The sequence below is a fragment of the Sphingobium sp. DN12 genome (assembly GCF_051058005.1).
Lineage (GTDB): Bacteria > Pseudomonadota > Alphaproteobacteria > Sphingomonadales > Sphingomonadaceae > Sphingobium > Sphingobium yanoikuyae.
Window position 1 is genome coordinate 3,865,136 of the sequence record NZ_CP173717.1, and the last position, 22,365, is coordinate 3,887,500.

Annotated in this window: 19 protein-coding genes, 1 tRNA gene, 2 rRNA genes and 1 other annotated feature (1 of these 23 running past the window's edge); of the genes, 10 read left to right on the forward strand and 12 right to left on the reverse strand. The window is 64.9% G+C overall.

Going from position 1 to position 22,365, the window contains the following annotated elements:
* Nucleotides 1-105 precede the first annotated feature (105 nt).
* Nucleotides 106-2,499 (forward strand): membrane-bound PQQ-dependent dehydrogenase, glucose/quinate/shikimate family, encoded by a 2,394-nt coding sequence (locus ACI6S0_RS18330; RefSeq protein WP_434403869.1) that lies wholly within the window; start codon nt 106-108, stop codon nt 2,497-2,499.
* Nucleotides 2,500-2,536: 37 nt separating this feature from the next.
* Here ACI6S0_RS18330 and ACI6S0_RS18335 read toward each other — a convergent pair whose 3' ends face one another.
* The gene (locus tag ACI6S0_RS18335) at nt 2,537-3,706 is read right to left on the reverse strand and encodes a TonB-dependent receptor domain-containing protein (RefSeq protein WP_434403870.1); all 1,170 of its coding nucleotides are present in this window, start codon (nt 3,704-3,706) and stop codon (nt 2,537-2,539) included.
* On the reverse strand, nt 3,697-4,788 hold the full coding sequence (locus ACI6S0_RS18340) for an endonuclease/exonuclease/phosphatase family protein (RefSeq protein WP_434403871.1): 1,092 nt from the start codon (nt 4,786-4,788) through the stop codon (nt 3,697-3,699). The genes ACI6S0_RS18335 and ACI6S0_RS18340 overlap by 10 nt, the downstream gene beginning before the upstream one ends.
* Before the next feature lie 198 nt (nt 4,789-4,986).
* Between ACI6S0_RS18340 and ACI6S0_RS18345 the strand changes: the two genes are divergently transcribed.
* Nucleotides 4,987-5,757, forward strand: coding sequence for a thioesterase family protein (locus ACI6S0_RS18345; RefSeq protein WP_434403872.1), 771 nt, complete (start codon nt 4,987-4,989; stop codon nt 5,755-5,757).
* On the opposite strand, the gene ACI6S0_RS18350 is transcribed toward ACI6S0_RS18345, so the two are convergent.
* Nucleotides 5,758-7,092: an acetyl-CoA hydrolase/transferase family protein gene (locus tag ACI6S0_RS18350; protein WP_434403873.1), complete on the reverse strand. Its 1,335-nt coding sequence runs from the start codon at nt 7,090-7,092 to the stop codon at nt 5,758-5,760.
* A 129-nt stretch (nt 7,093-7,221) separates the two neighbouring features.
* The gene (locus ACI6S0_RS18355) at nt 7,222-8,721 is read right to left on the reverse strand and encodes a CoA-acylating methylmalonate-semialdehyde dehydrogenase (protein WP_434403874.1); all 1,500 of its coding nucleotides are present in this window, start codon (nt 8,719-8,721) and stop codon (nt 7,222-7,224) included.
* Nucleotides 8,722-8,875: 154 nt separating this feature from the next.
* Here ACI6S0_RS18355 and ACI6S0_RS18360 point away from each other — a divergent pair, with 154 nt between their 5' ends.
* From ACI6S0_RS18360 to ACI6S0_RS18370, 3 genes are all read left to right on the forward strand, one after another.
* Nucleotides 8,876-10,507 (forward strand): AMP-binding protein, encoded by a 1,632-nt coding sequence (locus tag ACI6S0_RS18360; RefSeq protein ID WP_434403875.1) that lies wholly within the window; start codon nt 8,876-8,878, stop codon nt 10,505-10,507.
* Between the two features lie 49 nt (nt 10,508-10,556).
* On the forward strand, nt 10,557-10,994 hold the full coding sequence (locus tag ACI6S0_RS18365; protein WP_099231258.1) for a c-type cytochrome: 438 nt from the start codon (nt 10,557-10,559) through the stop codon (nt 10,992-10,994).
* Between the two features lie 68 nt (nt 10,995-11,062).
* Nucleotides 11,063-11,839: a helix-turn-helix domain-containing protein gene (locus ACI6S0_RS18370; protein ID WP_434403876.1), complete on the forward strand. Its 777-nt coding sequence runs from the start codon at nt 11,063-11,065 to the stop codon at nt 11,837-11,839.
* 30 nt (nt 11,840-11,869) lie between these two features.
* Here ACI6S0_RS18370 and ACI6S0_RS18375 read toward each other — a convergent pair whose 3' ends face one another.
* Both ACI6S0_RS18375 and ACI6S0_RS18380 read right to left on the reverse strand, forming a co-directional pair.
* Nucleotides 11,870-12,262 carry a group III truncated hemoglobin gene (locus ACI6S0_RS18375; RefSeq protein WP_434403878.1) on the reverse strand — a complete coding sequence of 131 codons (393 nt, stop codon included), beginning with the start codon at nt 12,260-12,262 and terminating at the stop codon, nt 11,870-11,872.
* A gap of 100 nt (nt 12,263-12,362) precedes the next feature.
* A complete protein-coding gene (locus ACI6S0_RS18380; RefSeq protein WP_434403879.1) occupies nt 12,363-13,271 on the reverse strand; it encodes an SDR family NAD(P)-dependent oxidoreductase in 909 nt (302 codons plus the stop codon).
* 157 nt (nt 13,272-13,428) lie between these two features.
* Between ACI6S0_RS18380 and ACI6S0_RS18385 the strand changes: the two genes are divergently transcribed.
* Nucleotides 13,429-14,205: an SDR family NAD(P)-dependent oxidoreductase gene (locus tag ACI6S0_RS18385; protein ID WP_099234468.1), complete on the forward strand. Its 777-nt coding sequence runs from the start codon at nt 13,429-13,431 to the stop codon at nt 14,203-14,205.
* Between the two features lie 37 nt (nt 14,206-14,242).
* Complete coding sequence (locus ACI6S0_RS18390; RefSeq protein ID WP_434403880.1) at nt 14,243-14,857, forward strand: glutathione S-transferase; 615 nt, start codon at nt 14,243-14,245, stop codon at nt 14,855-14,857.
* Here the strand turns inward: ACI6S0_RS18390 and ACI6S0_RS18395 are convergent.
* Nucleotides 14,854-15,309, reverse strand: a complete 456-nt coding sequence (locus ACI6S0_RS18395) for a MarR family winged helix-turn-helix transcriptional regulator (RefSeq protein WP_434403881.1) — start codon at nt 15,307-15,309, stop codon at nt 14,854-14,856. The two genes, ACI6S0_RS18390 and ACI6S0_RS18395, sit on opposite strands and share 4 nt — an antisense overlap.
* A gap of 82 nt (nt 15,310-15,391) precedes the next feature.
* Between ACI6S0_RS18395 and ACI6S0_RS18400 the strand changes: the two genes are divergently transcribed.
* Complete coding sequence (locus ACI6S0_RS18400) at nt 15,392-16,477, forward strand: alpha/beta hydrolase fold domain-containing protein (RefSeq protein WP_434403882.1); 1,086 nt, start codon at nt 15,392-15,394, stop codon at nt 16,475-16,477.
* Here the strand turns inward: ACI6S0_RS18400 and ACI6S0_RS18405 are convergent.
* Nucleotides 16,474-17,118, reverse strand: a complete 645-nt coding sequence (locus ACI6S0_RS18405) for a TetR/AcrR family transcriptional regulator (RefSeq protein WP_434403883.1) — start codon at nt 17,116-17,118, stop codon at nt 16,474-16,476. The two genes, ACI6S0_RS18400 and ACI6S0_RS18405, sit on opposite strands and share 4 nt — an antisense overlap.
* Before the next feature lie 197 nt (nt 17,119-17,315).
* Nucleotides 17,316-18,544 (reverse strand): IS3 family transposase gene (locus ACI6S0_RS18410; protein ID WP_120249343.1). Its coding sequence is split into 2 segments (ribosomal slippage): nt 17,316-18,256 and nt 18,256-18,544, totalling 1,230 coding nucleotides; the frame shifts between segments, so codons are not numbered across the junction.
* Nucleotides 18,147-18,263: a sequence feature (AL1L pseudoknot), on the reverse strand. (Overlaps the previous gene by 117 nt.)
* A 55-nt stretch (nt 18,545-18,599) precedes the next feature.
* Here ACI6S0_RS18410 and ACI6S0_RS18415 point away from each other — a divergent pair.
* On the forward strand, nt 18,600-18,872 hold the full coding sequence (locus ACI6S0_RS18415) for a 2Fe-2S iron-sulfur cluster-binding protein (RefSeq protein WP_434403884.1): 273 nt from the start codon (nt 18,600-18,602) through the stop codon (nt 18,870-18,872).
* Nucleotides 18,873-18,883: 11 nt separating this feature from the next.
* Nucleotides 18,884-20,104: a cytochrome P450 gene (locus ACI6S0_RS18420; protein ID WP_434403885.1), complete on the forward strand. Its 1,221-nt coding sequence runs from the start codon at nt 18,884-18,886 to the stop codon at nt 20,102-20,104.
* A gap of 59 nt (nt 20,105-20,163) precedes the next feature.
* Here ACI6S0_RS18420 and ACI6S0_RS18425 read toward each other — a convergent pair.
* The 3 genes from ACI6S0_RS18425 to ACI6S0_RS18435 all read right to left on the reverse strand — a co-directional run.
* Nucleotides 20,164-20,240, reverse strand: a tRNA-Met gene (locus tag ACI6S0_RS18425).
* A gap of 108 nt (nt 20,241-20,348) precedes the next feature.
* Nucleotides 20,349-20,463, reverse strand: a 5S ribosomal RNA gene (gene rrf / locus ACI6S0_RS18430).
* Between the two features lie 144 nt (nt 20,464-20,607).
* Nucleotides 20,608-22,365: ribosomal RNA gene (locus ACI6S0_RS18435) — 23S ribosomal RNA — on the reverse strand (it continues 1,035 nt past the right edge of the window).

The following is a 22,365-nucleotide window of genomic DNA, read 5'->3' on the forward strand; positions in this document are numbered from 1 at the left end:
CACGCCACGAAGATGAAATTTTGTTCATGTCTGGAACGAAGCTGGTCGGTTTCTCCTTTGTAAACCGGCACCTGCCCGTGCCTCCTGCCCAGGGAGTATCCGATCATGACAAACGCACCGCCCCGCCGATCGATCGCCGCCCTGATATTGGGCATCGTCTTCGGCCTTATCGGGCTGGTGCTGACCGGCGGCGGCGCCTGGCTGCTGATCTCGGGCGGCTCGCCTTATTATCTGGTCACCGGCATCGCCCTGATCGTCGCGGGCGTGCTGCTGGCGCGCGGGCGCAAGGCAGGCGGCTGGCTCTACATTGTCATCTTCGCTGTCACTTTGCTCTGGGCCTATTGGGAAGTGGGCCTTGATCCCTGGGCGCTGGTGCCGCGCGTCGTCGCCCCGCTGGTCCTCCTGATCGCGCTGCAACTGGTTTGGCCGACGCTCGACCGCAGCGCCGGTCGCTGGCGCCGTGCATGGGTCGGGGTGGCTGTCACTTTCGCTGTCGCGATCGGCTTTTTCTGGAGCATCGCTAGCAACTTCATCCCGCCGGTGCTGCAGGGTCTGCCCGACGCCCGCTATGCCATGGCCGATCCCTCGATCGGCACCACCGGCGCCGACTGGCCGGCCTATGGTGGCACCAACAGCGCCCGGCGCTACTCGCCGCTCGCCCAGATCACCCCGGCCAATGTGGGTAACCTCAAGCGCGCCTGGCTGATCCACACCGGCGACCTGCCGGCCTCGGCCCAGATCCGCAACACCTATGGCGCGGAAAACACGCCGCTCAAGATCGGCGACACCCTCTATGTCTGCACGCCCAAGAGCATGGTGATCGCGCTCGATCCTGCCACCGGCAAGCAGAAATGGCGCTTCGATCCCAAGGTGTCGGACGAGGCCATTCCCTATACCGCCGCTTGCCGCGGGGTCAGCTATTATGCCGTGCCCGGCGCTGCGGCCGACACGCCCTGCGCCCAGCGCATCATCCTGGGCACGCTCGACGCACGGATCATGGCGCTTGACGCCCGCACCGGCCAGCAGTGCCGCGACTTTGGCAGCAATGGCCAGGTCCGCATCACCGACGGCATGGGCCAAGTCCCTCCGGGCTATGTCTCCATCACCTCGCCGCCAACCATCGTGCGCGGCGTCATCGTCACCGGCCATCAGGTGCTGGACGGGCAGGATCGCTGGGCGCCGTCCGGCGTGATCCAGGCCTATGACGCGGTCACCGGCAAAATGCGCTGGGCCTGGGACATGATGCACCCGGAACGCAGCGGTCCGCCGCCCGCCGGCCAGACCTATGCCCGCGGCACGCCGAACATGTGGACGATCGCCTCGGGCGACGAGCAGCTTGGCCTCATCTATCTGCCGATGGGCAACAGCGCCGCCGATTATTACAGCAGCCTGCGCCGGCTGGAGGAAAATCGCTACGCCACCTCGCTGGTCGCGATCGACGTGATGACCGGCAAGCCGCGCTGGAATTTCCAGGCGGTGCGCAAGGATGTGTGGGACTATGATTTCGGCGCCCAGGCGACCCTGATCGATTTCCCGACGGCGCGGGGTCCGGTGCCGGCGATGCTGCTGCCCAGCAAGCAGGGTGACATCTATGTGCTCGACCGCCGCACCGGCCGGCCGCTGACCCCGATCGGTGATATCAAGGCACCACAGATCGGCGTGGAGCCGCAGCAGCGCGCCGCGACCCAGCGCATCTCGCTCTACCATACGCTGCGCAAGCCCGACCTCACCGAAAAGGACATGTGGGGCATGTCGCCGATCGACCAGATGATCTGCCGCATCCAGTTCCGCCGGGCGAGCTACAAGGGCTTCTTCACTCCGCCCGAAGCCGACAAGCGCTCGATCGAATATCCCGGCTATAATGGCGGCACCGACTGGGGTGGCATCGCCGTCGATCCGGCGCGCGGGGTGATCGTCGCCAATTATAACGATATGCCCAACTATGTCCGGCTGGTGCCCCGCAAGGAAGCCAACAAGAAGGGCTGGGCACCGCGCGACCAGGCGCGTGGCGAGATTGGCGGGGCGGAGGGCGCGGGCGATCCGCAGGCGCACACTCCCTATGCGATCGACGTCAATGCCGGCTGGCGCCTGCCCTTCACCGGCCTGCTCTGCAAGCAGCCCCCCTATGGCGGCATCCGCGCGATCGATATCGCCACCGGCAAGACCATCTGGGATCGTCCCTTCGGCACCGCGCGCACCAACGGGCCGTTCGGCATCCCCTCGATGCTGCCGTTGACGATCGGCACGCCCAATAATGGCGGGTCGGTGGTGACGGCCGGCGGCCTGATCTTCGTCGCCGCGGCGACCGACAATCTGATCCGCGCGATCGACCTCAAGACCGGCAAGACTTTGTGGCAGGACGTGCTGCCCGCCGGTGGTCAGGCGACGCCGATGACCTACAGCCAGAATGGCAAGCAATATCTGGTCATCATGGCCGGCGGTCATCATTTCATGCAGACGCCGGTGGGCGATGAACTGATCGCCTATGCCCTGAACTGAGATGCTTTAATGAGATACTCTGCCGCCGCCCTTTGCCTTACCAGGCGAGGGCGGCGGTCAGCATCAGTGCCTGCGCCTGATCCTCCGGCCGCGCCGCGCCGGAGGCATCGGCGCGGAGGAGCCGGCTGCTCGCCAGTTGGTCGGGGTCGGTGAGGTGCAGGCCGACCCGCATCGGTCGACGCCCGGCCAACGCATAATCGACTCCGGCCTCCAACCGCAGGCCGCCATCATCCTGCATCAGCGCCGGCGCGCTGCTCTGCGCCGCAGCAACCCGGCATCGCCATGGCCCCTGTGCCCACAGTCCTTCCAGCATCAGCTGCTGCTCCAGCACGCGGCCACCCCGGTCCTGGCGCAGTTGCGCCATGTGGTAGCGCGCCGACAGGCTGAGCGCGGGCGTCAGCCGATGCTCCGCCCGCATCGCCAGCCCCCGCACATGCGCCGACCCGCGATTGACCGGCAGATAGCTGTCCTCGACAAAGGCCAGCCGGTCCTCGACCTCGCCGTCAAAGGCATCGACCGCCAATGTCAGGTCCGGGGCCACCATCCAGTCGCTGCCCAGCCGCATGCGGCTGTCGCGTTCCGGCCGCAAACCGCCCTGCAATGTCCGGAACGCCTCCCGCGTCAGCCCCAGCGCACCCGACAGGCCGACCCCGGCATAGGCCTCTATCGTTTCGCGATAGTCCGCGCGCAGGGTGACGCCGGGCGCGGCGTCATAGGCCAGCCGCCCCGTCGGCAAGAACAGGTCGCGGCTCTTGATTGCGTCGCTGCCATAGAGCGCGGTCACATTGGCCCCGCGATTGTTGAGCTTGGCACCCTGCCAGCTCAGTTCGGCCTGCAAGCCGTCCGCCAGCGGCAGGCTGCCATGGGCGTCGACCAGCATCAAGCTGCTGCGCGGCTGGGCATCGCCGGACAGGTCGGCGGGCAGCGGCACCGCGCCGATCCGACGAGCCGGCAGCGCCACCATCCGGTTGCGCTTGCGCTGGACGGCGATGCCGATCGCTGCCGGCTCGGCCGGCGATGGCGCCAGTTCGATCGCATAGATGCGCGCCGGCTTCGCTGTACCGTCCAGCGGCGCGGGCAGCAGGGAAAAGCGTAAGGGCCGTTTCAGCACAAAGCCGCCATGATCGGGGGTAATCGTCTGCGCCGATGCCGGGATTGCGAACACCAGGGCTGCCAGCAGCACCACCATCCAGCGGATCATCGCCATGACGCCACCTGCGCCAATTGGAGAGCGGGCCCGGCGCGACGTTCCGGTTCATAGGCGATCATATAGCCGAAATGGTCGGACAGCGGCGCGCCCTCCACTTCCGTACCAAAGGGCACAGCCGCGTGGATGGCCCGCATCGGCCGGCCACTATGGTCGCGCGCGAACAGCCAGTCCTTTCCGCGCGCGCTTGCCTGTTCGAGATCCCGGTGCATGCCGGCATCGGCTGGCAGGCTGTCCGCCAGAGCCCGACGTGCGCCGCCCAGATGCACCGCGACAAAACCCATGCCGGCCCGCGCCCAATGGGCGAAGAAGGCCTGGATGCGGTTGCGATCGCCGCCGATATTGAGGTCACCGCCCAGGATCATCGGGTGTCCGGCCGGTACATGGGCACGCACGAAATCCGCCAGCAGCCCGGACTGCCGATCGAATGCCCGCTGCGACCGGGCGATCGCCACGCCCGCCGCCTTGCGCGCATTGAGATGGGTGTTGACGATGCTGACCGGTCGGTCGAAGCCCGGCACCGCCAGATGAGCGATCAGCACGCCCTTGTTCGCCAGGCAATCGAAGCCGGCGCAGGCGAAATCGGGAAAGGCCATGCGGTCGATGCCGGTGATCGGATAATCGGACAGGATCAGCAGACCGCTGTTCAACTGCTTGGGTGCTGTCTCGCCCCGGTCCCATCGCGCCGCCTGCACATAGGCACGGTCATCCGGTCCCGCCACAATCGCCGTACGCAACCCGCTGTCCGGGCCGATCGCGGCATGGGCATAGCCCGCACGGCGCGCCAGTTGTGCGGCCTGCGGCGAAAAGGCTTCCTGCAGCAGGACGATATGCGGCTGGCGCCCGGCCCGGCGCAGCGCCGCCAGCCGATCGGCGATGCGGCCCAGTGCCTCGTCCCGGCCAAGGGCGATCGGCCAGGGCAGGCCCATCACATTATAGGTCATCACCGACAGCGGCCTATCCGGCTGTGGCGCGGTCGCCGCCAGCCCGGCAGTATCGCTCCGCCGACTTTCGCCCTGCGATCCCGTGGCGGCCAACACCGCCAGGCTCGCGACCAATATGGCACGCAAAGGCTTCGCCATCCCTCATTCCCCTGCCTCCTCCCTAGCGGGCGCATGAGTCATGCTCGTGTCGTTCGCGCGGCAGTGGGGTTAAATTTTGAAGGCGGCGATCGTCATCCGACCGACGCCGGACTGTCATCATCGCCGTCAGCTTGCGGGCGGCCGGTTCCTGCTGATAGGGGAACTCCGGCCCGCCCAGACGGCAATGAAGAGGATCCCATGGCCTATTTCCGGCGGCTTGATGCCCGCCATTTCACCCCGACGGAACTGGTCGGCGGCGCCTGGAACGTGACGGAACAGCATGTCGCCCCCGCGATCGGCCTGCTGGCCCATGCGATCGAGGTGGACGCCAAGGCGCGCCGGCCCGATCCGCTGCAACTGGGGCGCCTGTCCTATGATATCCTGGGCACCATCCCGCTCGATACGGTCGAGATCGACGTCGCCGTCATCCGCCCCGGCCGCACCATCGAACTGGTCGAAGCGCGGCTCAGCCATGGCGGCCGGCCGGCGATCCTGCTGCGCGCCTGGCTGGCCCAGGCCTATGATACCAGCGCGATCGCCAGCGGCGGCTTTGATTCCATTCCCGGCCCGGAAACCATGGCGCCATGGGATGGCACCGGCGAATGGCCCGGCGGCTTCATCGCCAGCATCGACGCCCGCCGCCAGCCTATCGCGCCGGGCCGCGCCGTTGGCTGGATCCGCACGCCCCATGCGCTGATCGAGGATGAGGCGGTATCGCCGCTCGCCCGCGTCATGGGGCTGGTCGATACCGCCAATGGCCTGGCGCCTCTGGTATCGACCGCCGACGCCGCCTTTCCCAATCTTGACCTCACTGCCCATATCTTCCGCGCGCCGGTCGGCGAATGGCTGGGTTGCGATGTCACCGTTTCCTTCGGCGCCGACGGCATCGGCCTTACCCACAGCATCCTGCATGATCGGGACGGCGCCATCGGCACCGTCTCGCAATGGCTGACAATCCGTCCGCGCTGATCAGTTGGCGAACAATCCTGCCTCGAACGCGGCGCGCTCCAGTTGTTCGCGAAAATCGGGATGGGCGATGGCGATCAAGGCCTTGGCCCGCTGCCCCACCGACTTGCCCTTCAGGTCGGCCAGGCCATATTCGGTGACGATCAGATGCGTGTCCATGCGCGGCGTCGTCACCGGCCCGTCCAGACGCGGGGTGATGCGGGAAATCGTGCCCTTGGCGGCGGTGGAATGGCAGGCAATGATCGATCGTCCACCACGCGAAGCATAGGCGCCGCGCACGAAATCCACCTGTCCGCCGGTGCCGCTGAACTGTCGCCCGTTGACGAATTCGGAATTGCACGCGCCGTGGAAATCGACCTGCAGTGTCGCGTTCACCGACACCATATTGTCGTTGCGCGCGATCAGGAACGGGTTGTTCACATAATCCACCGGATGTGCCTCGACCGCCGGATTATCGTGCAGGAAATCATACAGCGCCTGGTCGCCAAGCGCGAAGGTGTAGATCGCCTTGCCGGCATGGATCTGCTTGCGGCTATTGTCGACCACACCCGACTGCATCAGCCCGGCGAGGCCCGTGGTCATCATCTCGGTATGGATGCCCAGATGCCGATGGTTGGCGAGACCCGCGCACACCGCCTCCGGCAGCGCGCCAATCCCCATCTGCAGGCAATCGCCATCGCGGATCAGGCCAGCGACGGTCGCGCCGATCGCATCGTCAACCGCCGTGCGGGTGATGGCCGGCAGGGTCGGCAGCGCGACATCATGCTCGACCAGCGCCGTCACCGCCGTCAGGGGGATCATGCAATCGCCCCGCACATAGGGCATATGCGCATTCACCTCCAGGATGATCCGGGTGCCCGGCTTGCGCGCCACCGCCAGTGCATAGTCGACATCGGTTCCCAGGCTGAAATTGCCGTCCGCATCCATCGGCGCGACCGTCGCAATCAGCGTGTCGACGCCGACATGCTCGACCATGGCGCGCGGCACCTGGCTGAAATGGCAGGGCAGGAAATCGACCATCGGCAGATGCGCGTCGCCATGCTGGCGATCCAGCATCCGTTCGACGCCGCCATGGAACAGGCTCATCGGCGTGATCCGGTCGCGCAGCGCAAAGTCGAATACGTTGGCCCCGGCGATCCCGGTGCAGAGCATATAATAGATACGCAGATCAGCGACAGAAGCGGACTGGGCGCGTTCGGCAAGGGCGGCGAGCAGGGCGGGCGGCTGACCGGTACCCAAAGCCATGCAGATCTTCGCACCCGACGGGATCAGCGCCGCCGCCTCCTGCGCCGAACGCCGTATCCGCTGATATAATGCCTGGTCGCCCTTTGGGGTCATGGATCGCCTCTCTCCTGTGGTCGATCCCTAACCTATAGCGGCCGGCGCGCGTTTCACCACGCGGCAAAAGGACCAAGGGCGGGTCCGGTTGCCCGGCCCGCCCTTGCCTTCTCCTACTCAGGAGAAGCGTCAGCCCATGGTCGGGATGACGAAGCTCTGATCCAGCACCGCGCCGCCGCTCGGCCAGCGCTGGGTCACGGTTTTGATCCGTGTGTAGAAACGCACGCCGTCCATGCCATATTGGTTCATGTCGCCAAAGCCCGAGCGCTTCCAGCCGCCGAAACTGTGATAGCTGACCGGCACCGGGATCGGCACGTTGATCCCGACCATGCCGACCTCGACATTGGCGCAGAAGCGGCGCGCGAAATCGCCATTGCGGGTGAAGAGCGCGACGCCGTTGCCATATTGATGCCTGGTCGGATAGCCGATCGCTTCCTCGAACGTCTCGGCGCGGACCATCTGCAGGACGGGACCGAAAATCTCCTCCTGATAGCTCTTCATCTGCGGCGTCACGCGGTCGAGCAGGGTCGGGGCAAGGAAGAAGCCATCCTCATAGCCCTGCAGCGCGAAGCCGCGACCGTCGATCACCAGCTCGGAACCTTCATCGACCGCCATCTGGATATAATTCTCGATCCGCGCCTTGTGCGCGGCGCTCACCACCGGGCCATAATGGGCATCGGGATCGCTCGGCACGCCGACGCGCAGCCCGGCGATACCCGCCTCCAGCTTGGCACGCAGCGCCACGGCGGTCTGCTCGCCCACCGGCACCACTACCGGCAGCGCCATGCAGCGCTCACCCGCCGAACCATAGGCCGCGCCGAGAATGTCGGCGACCGCCTGATCCAGATCGGCGTCGGGCATGACGATGCCGTGATTCTTGGCGCCGCCCATGCACTGCATCCGCTTGCCGTTCGAAGCGCCACGGCCATAGACATATTGGGCGATGTCGGACGAGCCGACGAAGCTGACCGCCTTGATCGCGGGATGATCGAGGATCGCGTCCACCACCTGCTTGTCACCATGGACGACGTTCAGGATGCCGGCCGGCAAGCCCGCCTCCATCGCCAGTTCGGCAAGGCGGACCGGGACAGAGGGATTGCGCTCGCTGGGCTTCAGAATGAAGGCATTGCCGCAGGCGATCGCCGGCGCGAACATCCACATCGGGATCATCGCCGGGAAGTTGAACGGGGTAATGCCGGCCGCGATGCCGATCGGCTGACGCAGCGAATAGACGTCGATGCCCGGACCCGCGCCTTCGGTATATTCACCCTTGAGCAGATGCGGGATGCCACAAGCAAATTCGACCACGTCCAGGCCGCGCTGGATATCGCCCTTGGCATCGGAATGGACCTTGCCATGCTCGACCGACAGCAATTCGGCCAGCTCGTCCATATGCTGTTCGATCAGCGCCTTGAGATTGAACATCACGCGGGCGCGGCGCTGCGGGTTCATCGCCGCCCAGGCGGGTTGGGCGGCCTGGGCATTGGCGACGGCTTCATCCAGTTCGCTGGGCGCCGACAGGCGGACCTGCGCCTGCACCTGGCCAGTGGCGGGGTTGAAGATGTCGCCCAGGCGCGTCGACGCCGATGCGCGATGCTGCCCCCCGATGAAATTGTCGACTATGCGCATGCTGCCCTCTCGAAACGGATCGGGTCGGCCATAAAGGAGGATCGGAAGGGTCGGAACCGGCCAGCCGATTTGATCGCGGGGACGGTGGATCAGCGCCGCGCTTGCCCGGTCGGCGCTTCTTTCGCATGGCTCGTCCATCGACAGCGGAGCGAGCATGGCCGGGACAGGAGCAAGACGGCGGATCACCGCCGCAGGATGGGACATACGCTGGGACGCCGATCAGGCAGCGCAGGCGTATGCCGATGGCTGGTGGCGATCGGACACCGCCGCCGATGCGCTGGTGAACGCCGCCCGCGACACGCCCGATCGCATCCTGCTGATCGACGGCGATCATTGCCTGACCGCCGCCGGCCTGCACGATCAGGCGCAACGGCTGGCGCAGGCGCTGCTGGTGCGCTTCCCGGTCGGCAGCGTCATATCCTTCATGCTGCCCAACTGGCAGGAGGCGGCGGTCATCTATATGGGCGCGACCCTGGCCGGCATGGTCGCCAATCCGATCCTGCCGTCGCTGCGCGACCATGACCTGCGCTTCATCCTGGCGGATGTGGACAGCCGGATGATCTTCGTGCCGGAACGCTTTCGCGGCCATGATTATGGCGCGATGCTGGAACGGGTGGCGGCGGAGATGGAAAACCCGCCGGAGATCGTCATCGTCCGGGCGGAAGAAGGCAAAGTTTGCGCCTATGACGCCCTGTTGACTTCGGCCCCGACCACCGGCCGGCCGCTGCCCGCGCTGGATGCCGACGAGGTGCGCATGGTGATGTACACCAGCGGCACCACCGGCCGGCCCAAGGGGGTGATGCACAGCCATAATTCGATCAATGCGCTGATCCGCCAGATTGGCCGGCACTGGCTGGTCGAACCGGGCGACCGCTTCCTGGTGCCGTCGCCGATCAGCCATATTGGCGGGTCGATCTATGCGTTCGAGACGCCGCTGCTGCTGGGCGCGACGGCGATCCTGATGGAACAGTGGAACCCGGACGATGCGGTGCGAATCATGGCCGATGCCGATTGCACCCATATGGCCGGAGCCACCCCCTTCCTGCAGCATCTGCTGGCGGCGGCGCGCGCGGCGGATACGCGACTGCCCGCCCTCAAACTGTTCATCTGCGGCGGGGCGGCGGTGCCGCCGGCGCTGATCCGCGAAGCGGCCGGCTATTTCGAGCAAGCGGTGGTCAGCCGCGTCTATGGATCGACCGAACTGCCGGTGACCACCGTCGGCGTGATCGACCGGGCCGATGTCGCCCATGCCGCCGAGACCGACGGCCGGCCCGGCATCGCCACCGTCCGCATCGCGCCGGATGGCGAGATTCGCGCGCGCGGGCCGCAGATGATGGTCGGCTATATCCACAAGGCGGATGAGGCCGCGAGCTTCGATCCGGACGGCTATTATCGCAGCGGCGACCAGGGCGCCTGGATCGATGGCGACCATCTGGTGGTGACCGGCCGGATCAAGGATCTGATCATCCGCAATGGCGAGAATATCGCGCCCAAGGAGATCGAAGATCTGCTGGTGGGCCATGACGCCATTGCCGAGATCGCGATCGTCGGCGTCCCCGACGCGCGCACCGGCGAGCGGGCGGTGGCGGTGATCGTGCCGCGGCCCGGCGCCACGCCCGACGTCGCTGCGCTGGCCGCGCATCTGGCGGGCCATGGCATCGCCCGCTTCAAATATCCCGAGGCGGTGGCGCTGTGGGACGCGCTGCCCAAGAATGACGCCGGCAAGGTGCTGAAGCAGCAGATCCGCGCCCGGCTGGTGGAAGAGGCCGCACCGGCAACGTCGTAGGACAATTGGTCCGCTGGCCGCGCGCCCGCCGATCGGGCATGGGCGCGCCATGTTGCGTCCCGCCTCCGCCGCCCTGTTGCTGACCCTGAGCCTGATCGGCTGTGCCGACGATCGCCGCGCCGAGCGGTTGAAGGCGGCCGGCCCCAATCCGACGCTGGAAAAGCTGATGACGGTGGCCGATGCCAAGGCCGGCGCCCGCCTGTTCGGCACCTGCGCCGCCTGCCACACCAGCAGCGCCGGCGGCCCCGATACGGGCGGACCCAATCTGCACGGCATTTACGGTCAGCCGATCGGCCAACATAGCGCCCGGTTCGGCTATACCGCCGCGTTGCGCGCCAAGGGCGGCGATTGGGACGACAAGGCGCTCGACGCCTGGATCGCCAATCCGCAGCGCTTCGTGCCCGGCACCAAGATGCAGTTCAGCGGTATCCCCGACCCGCTCGCGCGCGCCGACCTGATCGCCTATCTGCGTAGCCTGTCGGACTGACCGGCCCCGCCGAAGATACGAATTTTTTGGGGTAGCTGGCGCACCGGGGGCTTCGTACATCTGGTGCCATGACCAGCGGGATGACAGATGGCCTTTGGGCGCTGACCGAGAAGGAAAAGCAAACGCTGCGCCTGATGGTCCGGGGCCATGACGCGAAATCGATCGCGCGCAGCCTGGACCTGTCGGTTCATACCATCAACGAACGGCTGCGCGATGCCCGGCGCAAGATGGCGGTGTCGAGCAGCCGCGAGGCCGCCCGGCTGTTGCTGGAAGCCGAAGGCGCGCCCGAGGCATCGACCCCCGATTTTCTGGGGGACAGGCTATTGGGGGCAGACGCAGCCCCGGTCGAAGCGGATCAGGACGAGGCGCCGGTCGTCGGCGTGGGGCCGGCCGATCGCCGGCGCCCGATCCTTCCTGGAGTGCTTCTCATGACTTTTGTCCTTGGCCTGCTGGCGCTCGCCGCCCTGCCCGATGCCGCCCCCACACCGCAATCGGCGCCGGCCGCCGCTCAAGCTCGCAATGTCGAAGTCGTCGACGCCGCGCGCCAATGGCTGGCGCTGATCGACCAGGACAAATGGGCCGAAAGCTATCGTGGCACCGGCAGCGCTTTCCAGAAACTCAACACGGTGCAGGTCTGGACGGAGGTGTCGCAGACGATGCGCGGCCGGTTCGGCGCCCTCCAGTCGCGCAGCCTGCTGAGCCAGGAGGAACTGCCCGCCCCGCCCCATGGTTATGAAGTGGTGAAGTTCCGCGCCAGCTACGCCAACCAGGCACAGGCGATCGAGACGGTGACGCTGGATCGCGAAAATGGGGCCTGGCGCGTGGTCGGCGTGACGATCGAATAAGGCGGACAGGGGCGCGTATCGGCGCGCCCTTCATGCCCCCGCGGCCGGCGGCGGCCCCAACCGGAAGAACAGCGCGAGTTGCAGGCTTTCCGCGATCCGCTGTGCCTTGTCCTGCAAGGCGGCGGCCGCCGCCGGACCCATGACGGCATCGGTCGTCTGTGACCAGAGATCCAGCCAATGGTCGAACAGGTCGGGCGTGATCCGGTCGATATGCGCCATATGCACCGGGACAGGCTGTCCCTTGTAACGGCCCGACGACAGCATCACCGACGACCAGAAATCGACCAGCCGGTCGATATGCGCCGGCCAGTCGTCCACGGCGTCGTTGAAGATCGGACCAAGCCGGTCGTCCGCGCGGACGCGGGCATAGAAGCTTTCGACCAGCTGGCGCAGGCTGGCCTCGTCGATCCGTTCCGCCTTCATGGGTTCCGACTCCGCACGGGGATGTCCGATCCATAGCGCATCGACCGCCGGGATTCGATCGGCCGCGTTCGACCGGCCGGATACAACCGGAACGCGGCCTTTATTCCCCCGCTACGGCGCGGCCGAAGCTGTAGCGGATATGGTCGACATGGCCCTCCAGCCCGAAGACCAGCGGGTCCTGGCTGTCCATGATCGCGTCGATCCGGGCGCCGACATCCTCCGGCGTCCAGCTGGGCTGATAGACGCCCTTGCTTTCGGCGATGAAGGCGCGGGCGACGCGGCCGGCGATCGACACCAGCATCTCGCCGGTGACCGAGCAGCTTTCATGCGCCAGCCAGGCGACGACCGGCGAGACCAGTTCCGGCCCCATCGGCGGATATTGGGAGATATCCAGCCCCTCGGCCATGCGGGTGACGGCACCGGGCACGATGATGTTGGATTTGACCCCTTCGGCCTCCCCCTCCAGCGCCAGCACATTGTTGAGGCCGATCATGCCCGATTTGGACATGCCATAATTGACGCAATCGCGATTGCCATAGAGGCCGCCGATCGAGCTGGTGAGGATGATGCGGCCATAGCGCGCCTTGCACATATGCGGGAAGGCAGCGCGCGCGACATGGAAGGCGCCGCGCAGATGAACGTCCAGCACGGCATCGAAATCTTCCTGGCTGAGCGCCTGCATCGAGCCGTAGCGGACATTGCCGGCATTGTGGATCAGCCCGTCGATCCGGCCATAATGGTCGAGCGCCGCCTCTATGATGGCCCGGCCGCCCTCCGGCGTGGCGACGCTGTCGGTCGAGACGATGGCGTCGCCGCCCTGCGCCTGGATCGCGGCCACCACTTCGGCCGCCGGGCCGGCATCGATCCCCTCGCCGCGCACGGCGCTGCCCGGATCATTGACCACGACCCTGGCACCGCGTGCGCCCAGCAGCTCCGCATAGGCGCGGCCAAGCCCCCGCCCGGCACCGGTGATGACGATGACGCGATCGTCGTAGCGCAGTTCGGACATGAGCGGGCCTTTCGCTGGATTATGCAGATGATGGCGAAGGGGTGACCCGGCATGCGCGCGCGTTCAAGCCGGGGCGGCGAGGCATCGCCACGGCGGTTCGCCGATGCCCGGCGAAGCGGATAAGAGCGGGGGCAGGACAGAGTAGAGGACAGGATAGATGCAGGTAGCGATCATCACCGGGGCGGGCAGCGGCATCGGGCTCTGCACGGCGAAGATGCTGCATGATGCCGGCATGGCGATCGTCGGCGTCGGTCGCGATCCGGCCAAGCTGGCGACGCTGGAGAGCGAAATCGGCGATCCGGCGCGGGTCGCCACCCTGTCGATCGACGTGACTCAGGATGATGCGCCGGCCCAGATCGTGCAACTGGCGCTCGATCGCTTCGGCCGCATCGATTTCCTGGTCAACAATGCCGGCGCAGGCAGCCCCAAGCCGCTGCACGAAACCGACGACGCCACGCTGGACGGGTTCCTGGACCTGATGCTGCGCGCGCCCTTCCGCCTGGCACGCGAGGCGATCGTCCATATGGGCGAGGGCTGTGGCATCGTGAACGTCACCTCCACCTATGCGGTGATCGGCGGGCGGCGCGGCGGCGCCTATTCGGCGGCCAAGGGCGGGCTGGACGCGCTGACCAAGCATATCGCCTGCGATTACGGCCCGCAGGGCATCCGCGCCAATTGCGTCGCGCCCGGCGTCACCATGACCGACATGGTGCGCCACCGGTTCGAGGACGAGATGTTCAAGCGGGTGAATGTGGAGACCACTCCCTTCCCGCGGCTGGGCGAGGTGGAGGATGTGGCAAGCACCATCGCTTTCCTCTGTTCGCCCGGCGCCGCCTTCATCAACGGCCAGACGATCGTCGTGGATGGCGGCTGGACATCGACCAAATATCTCTCGCCGCGCGCGCTGACGACGACATGGGTCGAGGCGGAGTAAGGCTACTCTTTGGCCGGCCGCTCGATTAGGGCGGGCCATGGCCGATGCTCCGATCCTCTATTCCTTCCGCCGCTGTCCCTATGCGATGCGCGCGCGGCTGGCGCTGCTGATGAGCGGACAGGCGGTGGCGCATCGCGAAATCCTGCTGCGCGCCAAACCGGCGGCGATGCTGGCCGCCTCGCCCAAGGGGACGGTGCCGGTGCTGGTCCTGCCCGACGGACGGGTGATCGACGAGAGTCTGGAGATCATGCGCTGGGCGCTGGGGCAGCATGACCCAGAGGCGTGGCTGGCGGGTGATGACGCGGCGCTGATCGCGACCAATGACGGGCCGTTCAAACGGCATCTCGATCGCTACAAATATGCCGAGCGCCATGGCAGCGACCCGATCGCGCATCGGACCGAGGCGGCCTGTTTGCTGGAGGCATTGGAGGCGCGGTTACGCGATCAGGCCCAGCTTTGCGGCGCGCGGCGGACATTGGCCGACATGGCGATCTTTCCCTTCGTGCGGCAATTTGCGGCGGTCGAGCCGGACTGGTTTGCGGCGCAGCCCTGGGCCGCGTTGCGCGGCTGGCTGACCGGGCATCTGGAATCGGATCTGTTCGCCCGCGCGATGGTCCGGCACCCGCTATGGGTGGAGGCGGAGGCCGGCTAGTCCGGGCCGCAACAGGCGTCGAGGCAGATCTGGCGCAGCAGGGCGATGACGTCGCGGCGCTGTTCGACCGGAATCGCGCGACCGATCCGCGCCTCATGCGCGTCGAACGCCGCGCAGACCTGGCCGTGCAGCGCCTGCCCCTCCGCCGTCAGCGTCAGCGGGATCGCGCGCCCTTTGCCCGCGCCCTTCTCCAACAGGCCAGACAGCGCCAGCTTGTTGATGAGCGGCACCAGATTGGCCGGCTGGGCGCGCAGTGCGCGGGCAATGTCGCTCTGGCTGCACCCTGGATTGGCACCGATCAGCCGCAGCAAGGTCGCTTCGCCCGGATTGAGGCCGAGCGGCGCCAGCGCCTCGCCCAGCGCGCCGGTGACCGCCGCCGCGGTGCGGCGCAGATGGAAACCCAGCATCGCGTCGAGCGGGTCGGTGAAGGCGCTGTCAGGATCGATCGTCACCCTGCCGATCTAGCCCCCTTGCCGTGCCGGCTCAAGGCGATATGTTATATACCATAATATAAGATAGAGAGGAGCGATATTCATGACGATGCGATTCGCCTTGCCCTTTGTCCTGCTGGCCCTGGCCGGGACGGCAGCGGCCCAGACGCCACAGTCCGATAGCCAGGCGGCTTCCGGCGCGATCGAGCCGGATGGCACGGTCCATGTCCCCGGCTTTCGCCTACCCCCCTCCATCTATCTGAGCGAGGCGGCGAAGAAGGCGCTGCCGCGCACGCCCACCGACCCGGAAGAGCCGATGATGCGCGCGGTCGCCGCCGGGCAGGCCGGCGCGCTGCGCCAGCTCATGCCGCAACTGGTCGCGCCGCGTATCGATGTGCTCAAGGCAATGTACAAGGTGACGACGCGCGAGGAACAGATTGCCGGCATAGCGGCCGTGCGTGCGACCCCGGCGGCCGGTGTGGCCGCGGGCAACCGCATGAAGATATTGCTCAACCTGCCGGGCGGCGGCTTCATCATGGGCGTGGCCGGCGGCACCGGCATGATGGAATCGATCCCGCTCGCGGGGCTGGCCGGGGTGGAGATCCTCTCCATCACCTATCGCCAGGCACCCGAAACCATCTGGCCGGCCGCGACCGAGGATGTGACCAAAGTCTATCGCGAACTGCTCAAGAGCTACCAACCGCAGGATATCGGCATTTTCGGCTGTTCGGCCGGCGGGCTGCTGACGGCCGAGGCGATCGCCTGGTTCATCCATGAGAAACTGCCGCTGCCCGGCGCAATCGGCATCTTCTGCGCCTCGGGCGACGCGCGCTGGGGCGGCGACAGCCAGAGCTTCGCCCGGCCCTTCCAGGCGCTGCCGCCGCGCGACGATGTCCGCGCCTATTTCAAGGGTATCGACCGCAGCGATCCGCTGGTGTCGCCGGCTCTGTCGCCCACAACGCTGAAACTATTTCCGCCCACGCTGCTGATCACCGGCACCCGCGCCTTCGAGATGAGCGCGACCGTCAACACCCATCGCGAACTGGTGAAGGCCGGGGTCGATGCCGATCTGCATATGTGGGATGGGCTGGGGCACGCCTTTTTCTACGATCCTGCCCTGCCGGAATCGCGCGAGGCCTTCGACGTCATGACCGCCTTCTTCCGCGATCGGCTGAAGCTGGCGCGCTAGGCCGCGATCGCCCGGCGGCAAAATTCCCATATCTCGACCGCCAGTTCGGATCGGCGCTGGCGGTCGGGAATGGCGGCCTCCTCGGCAAGCAACTGGCTGTGGACGGTGGTCGAGACCAGATTATAGACAAGCAGCGCCATCCACGACGGCGGTCCTGCGCGGACCTGCCCCTCGGCCATGCCGTCGGACAGGATCGTGGCAATCAGGTCGATGAGCGGGCTTACCGCCTTTTGCAGTTCGACCGGACGCGCCTCCGCCAGGCGCAGATGCTCGCGGCTGAGCGCCGCGCTCCGGCGCTGGCCGCCTTGCCAATCGCCATCAATGGCTGCGCGACCGATGACGATGGCCGTCACGATATGATGCAAGCGCGCCAGCGGGTCCGGCAGGTCGCGCACCTGTTCGCCGAACTGTTCCGCTGCGCGGCGGAGCGTATGGGCAAACACCGCCAGGACCAGATCATCCTTGCCCGCAAAGCGATCGTACAGCGCCCGACGGGCGAGCCCGGTGCGCTGCAATACGGCACGGATCGTCAGCCCCTCCAGCCCTTCCTCGTCGAGCAGATCATAGGCGGCGGCGACGATCTGCTGGTTGCGATCGTCCAGTTCCGTGATCGCGTCGTCGGTCTGCTGCGCCCGGTACATGTTCGGCGATCCTCTCTGCAATAATCGCTTTCCATCTAGCAGCCCGCGACTATAGTGCCAGCATTGAGAACAATGTTCTCATCACGAAGATATATGGGAGAGTGCGATGGCGACGGTCCTCTTTGTCGAGGCCAGCGGTGCGGAGCATCGGATCGATGTGAACCGCACCGGGTCTGCCGGAGGCATTGGGTTGTGAGTCACGCTGCCATATCGATGTTGGCCGCGGCAGCATAATATTGTTCTTCGGCTTCGGCAGGAGGGATGTTGCCGATGGACTCCAGCAGCCGACGATGGTTGAACCAGTCGACCCATTCGAGCGTGGCATATTCGACTGCTTCGAAGCTGCGCCATGGTCCACGCCTGTGGATCACCTCAGCCTTGTAAAGGCCATTGATCGTCTCGGCCAAAGCGTTGTCATAGCTATCGCCGACGCTGCCGACTGAGGGTTCTATCCCGGCTTCGGCGAGACGCTCGGTGTACTTGATGGAGACGTATTGCGACCCGCGATCGCTATGATGGATGAGGCCGCCCCGATGGGCCGGCCGACGATCGTGAAGCGCCTGTTCCAGAGCATCGAGCACGAAGCTGGCATGGGCCGTTCTGCTGGCCCGCCAACCTACAATCCGCCGAGCATAGGTATCGATGACGAAGGCAACGTAGACGAACCCCGCCCAGGTCGCGACGTAGGTGAAGTCCGACACCCACAGCATGTTCGGCGCTGGCGCGTAGAACTTGCGGTTGACGTGATCGAGAGGGCATGGCGCCGCCTTGTCACTGATAGTTGTGCGCACCGGCTTGCCCCGGATCACCCCTGCCAAGCCCATCTCCCGCATCAACCGCGCGACTGTGCAGCGGGCGACCGGAAAGCCTTCCCGCATCATCTGCCGCCAGACCTTGCGCACGCCGTAGACCGCGAAGTTCTCGGCGAATACGCGCGCGACCTCGGGCTTCAGGGCGACGTCCCGCTGCGCCCGCGCCGACAGGCGTGTCGGATCCTGCCGCTTTGCGACGCGCTCGTGGTAAGTGGATGGGGCGATCGGCAGGACACGGCAGATCGGCTCGACCCCATAGGCATCGCGGTGATCGTCGATGAAGGCGATCATCGCCGGAACGGGCGGTCGAGCTCCGCCTGGGCAAAATATGCCGATGCCTTGCGCAGGATCTCATTGGCCTGTCGCAGCTCGCGGACCTCGCGCTCCAGTGCCTTCATCTTGTCGGCTACCTCGGTCGGGACGCCCGCGCGCTTGCCGCTGTCGACCTCAGCCTTCTTCACCCACTCATGCAGCGTCTGCGGAACGCAGCCGATCTTCTCCGCAATCGAAACCACCGCTGCCCAGCGAGAGGGGTAATCACGTTCGTGATCGATCACCATACGCACCGCGCGCTCGCGGACTTCCGGCGCAAACTTGTTCGTTGTCTTGCTCATACAGGCTCCACCTTCTCAGGAGTTGGAGCCTCCGGCAAACCCGGGGCGGTTCAATGTGCCGACGGGCGAGAATCTGATGCGCGCGGCGCTCAACGAGGGGCTCGACGGCATGGTCGGCGAATGCGGCGGCGGCCTCGCCTGCGCGACCTGCCATTGCTATGTCGAGGAGGATTGGGCCGACCGTCTGCCCGCGCCTGCGCAGACCGAGCTGGACATGCTCGAATGCACCGCCAGCGAACGCCGCCCGAGCAGCCGCCTTGGCTGCCAGATCATCGCCAGCGATGCGCTCGACGGGCTGGTCGTCCACCTGCCCGCTGCGCAATATTGAGGAGCCCGATCATGGCAACCACCCAAGCGACGCCGGTGATGGACATTCCCGCCCATGTCCCGCCCGAACTAGTGCGCGAGATCGGCCTCACCACCGGTCCCGAATTTCTCGCCGCGCCCCACGCCTTCATGGCGAAACTGCACGAAACGCATCCGCCGATCTTCTACAGCGTCAATCCGTTGATCGGGAACAGCTGGTGTACGATCAAGCATGAGGATGCCTTCTTCGCGCTGCGCCATCCGGAATATTTCACCACCGCCGGGGCCACGCCCTTCCCGCGCGATCCCAATAATTATTTCCATTTCATCCCGCTGGAGATCGATCCGCCGCATCATCGCAAATATCGCGCGATCCTCGATTCGACCTTCTCGCCGCAAAGCGTGCTGCGGCTCGAATCCTATATGCGCCGCCTTTCCAACGAGCTGATCGATGGCTTCATCGATGCGGGCGAAGTGGAATTCACCACCGCCTTCGGCCGACCGCTGCCGGTGTCGATCTTCCTCGACCTGATGGGCCTGCCGCAGGAGATGCGCGACACCTTCGTTGGCTGGGCGGTCGACCTGCTCCATTCGCAGGATCGCATGACCGCCGGCCTCGCCATGCGCGGGATCGAAGCCTATCTGGCGCAGGTGATCGTCGAGAAGACGGCCAGGCCCGATGATGGCGTCATCAGCACGATCATCCAGGCGCGGCCCGGCGGCGAGCCGCTGAGCGAGCGGGAGATTTTCGGCTTCACCTTCTTCCTGTTCATCGCCGGGCTCGACACGGTGTTCGCGACGCTCAACAATATCTGGCTGTGGCTGGCGCAAAATCCCGATCGGCGGCGCGAGATCATCGCCCATCCCGACCAGATCAATGCCCAGGTGGAGGAACTGCTGCGGGTCTTTTCCGTCACCTTTTCCGGCCGGACCCTGACCCAAGATCTGGAAATGCGCGGGGTGCAGATGAAGAAGGGCGACAAGTTCAACAGCATCCTGCCCGCCTGCAATTATGACCCTGATGTCTTCCCGGATCCGACGCGCGTGGATTTCAACCGGCCACGCAAGCCGATCCTGGCTTTTGCCGGCGGGGTGCATAGCTGCATCGGCGCGCATTTGGCGCGTCTGGAGGTGAAGGTGGCGTTGCAGGAGTGGCTGCGACGGTTGCCGGACTTTGCGGTTCGGTCGGATGCGGTGATCAGCTACTGGCCTGGCGGAGTGGTTGGGCCGAAGTCGCTTCCGCTGTTTTGGTAGGGCGCGGACACGAAAAAGCCGCCGCGGAATGCTCCGAGACGGTTTGGTCTTTTGGTATATGGTTGCGGGAGTAGGATTTGAACCTACGACCTTCAGGTTATGAGCCTGACGAGCTACCGGGCTGCTCCATCCCGCGACACTGGGCTTTTGTGGCCCTGACATGCAAAAAGGGCGGCTTTGCGGGCCGCCCTGTTTTGTAACATTGTGATGGGTTTTTGATCCGTTGCTATGCGCGTGCTTCAATGCCTGGCGACGCCCTACTCTTCCAGTGCTTGAGCAATAGTACCATCGGCGCAGACTGGTTTCACGGCCGAGTTCGGGATGGGATCGGGTGGGTCACAGACGCTATGGTCACCAAGCAATGAAGCAGGCGCATAACTGCGGGTTTTTAATCGATACCGTGCACAATTTTGTGTGTTTGTATGTTCGTATATCTGGGCTGGCTTAAAACCACGCCATCAGCGTCCTAGCTGTTTCCAGCATTGTCGTTGATGGTGGGACTCTTAAGCGCGAACAGAGCAATTAGGACTGGTTAGCTCCATGCGTTACCGCACTTCCACATCCAGCCTATCAACGTCGTGGTCTACGACGGCTCGATGAAATCTTATCTTGAGGGAGGCTTCCCGCTTAGATGCTTTCAGCGGTTATCCCGTCCATACATAGCTACCCTGCTGCGCCACTGGCGTGACGACAGGTACACCAGAGGTATGTTCAACCCGGTCCTCTCGTACTAGGGTCAACTCCTCTCAAATTTCGACGCCCACGGCAGATAGGGACCAAACTGTCTCGCGACGTTCTGAACCCAGCTCACGTACCACTTTAATTGGCGAACAGCCAAACCCTTGGGACCTGCTCCAGCCCCAGGATGTGATGAGCCGACATCGAGGTGCCAAACGATTCCGTCGATATGAGCTCTTGGGAATCATCAGCCTGTTATCCCCGGCGTACCTTTTATCCGTTGAGCGATGGCCCTTCCACGAGGGACCACCGGATCACTATGACCGACTTTCGTCTCTGCTCGACTTGTCAGTCTCGCAGTCAGGCGGGCTTATGCCATTGCACTCTAACAGACGGTTTCCAACCGTCCTGAGCCCACCATCGCGCGCCTCCGTTACTCTTTAGGAGGCGACCGCCCCAGTCAAACTACCCGCCACAGAGGGTCCCTGCACCGGATAACGGTGCGAGGTTAGACATCAGAAAACAACAGGGTGGTATTTCACCTATGGCTCCACATCAACTGGCGTCAATGCTTCAAAGCCTCCCACCTATGCTACACAGTTCTTTCCTAATGCCACTCTGAAGCTGCAGTAAAGGTGCACGGGGTCTTTCCGTCTAACCGCGGGTACTCCGCATCTTCACGGAGAATTCAATTTCGCTGAGCATATCCTGGAGACAGTGGGGAAGTCGTTACGCCATTCGTGCAGGTCGGAACTTACCCGACAAGGAATTTCGCTACCTTAGGACCGTTATAGTTACGGCCGCCGTTTACCTGGGCTTCAATTCAGAGCTTGCACTCCTCCTCTTAACCTTCAGGCACCGGGCAGGCGTCAGGCCCTATACGTCGTCTTGAAGCCGACTTAGCAGAGCCCTGTGTTTTTGCTAAACAGTCGCTACCCCCTGGCCTGTGCCCCCCATCAAAAGTTGCCTTAAGATGGGGCCTCCTTCTTCCGAAGGTACGGAGGCAATTTGCCGAGTTCCTTCAGGATACTTCTCTCAAACGCCTTGGTATACTCTACCATTCCACCTGTGTCGGTTTAGGGTACGGTCTATACGGTGGGGCTATTTCCTGGGACCCCTTCACTGCCCGGAGCAATCCAATAAGCCCGAACAATTTACGGCATCCGTCACACACCACCAGGCCCACGAATATTAACGTGGTTCCCATCGACTACCCCCTTCGGGCTCGTCTTAGGGGCCGGCTTACCCTGCTCAGATTAGCTTTAAGCAGGAACCCTTGGAATTTCGGCGAGAGGGCATCTCACCCTCTTAATCGCTACTCATGTCTGCATTCGCACTTCCGATACCTCCACGGTCGGTTACCCTTCCGCTTCAACGGCCTACGGAACGCTCCGCTACCGCTCAGTCATAAGACTGAACCCTAAGCTTCGGTGCATCACTTTAGCCCCGTTACATCTTCGCCGCAGGATCTCTTATTTAGACCAGTGAGCTGTTACGCTTTCTTTAAAGGATGGCTGCTTCTAAGCCAACCTCCTGGTTGTTTTGGAAATCCCACATGCTTTCCCACTTAGTGATGACTTGGG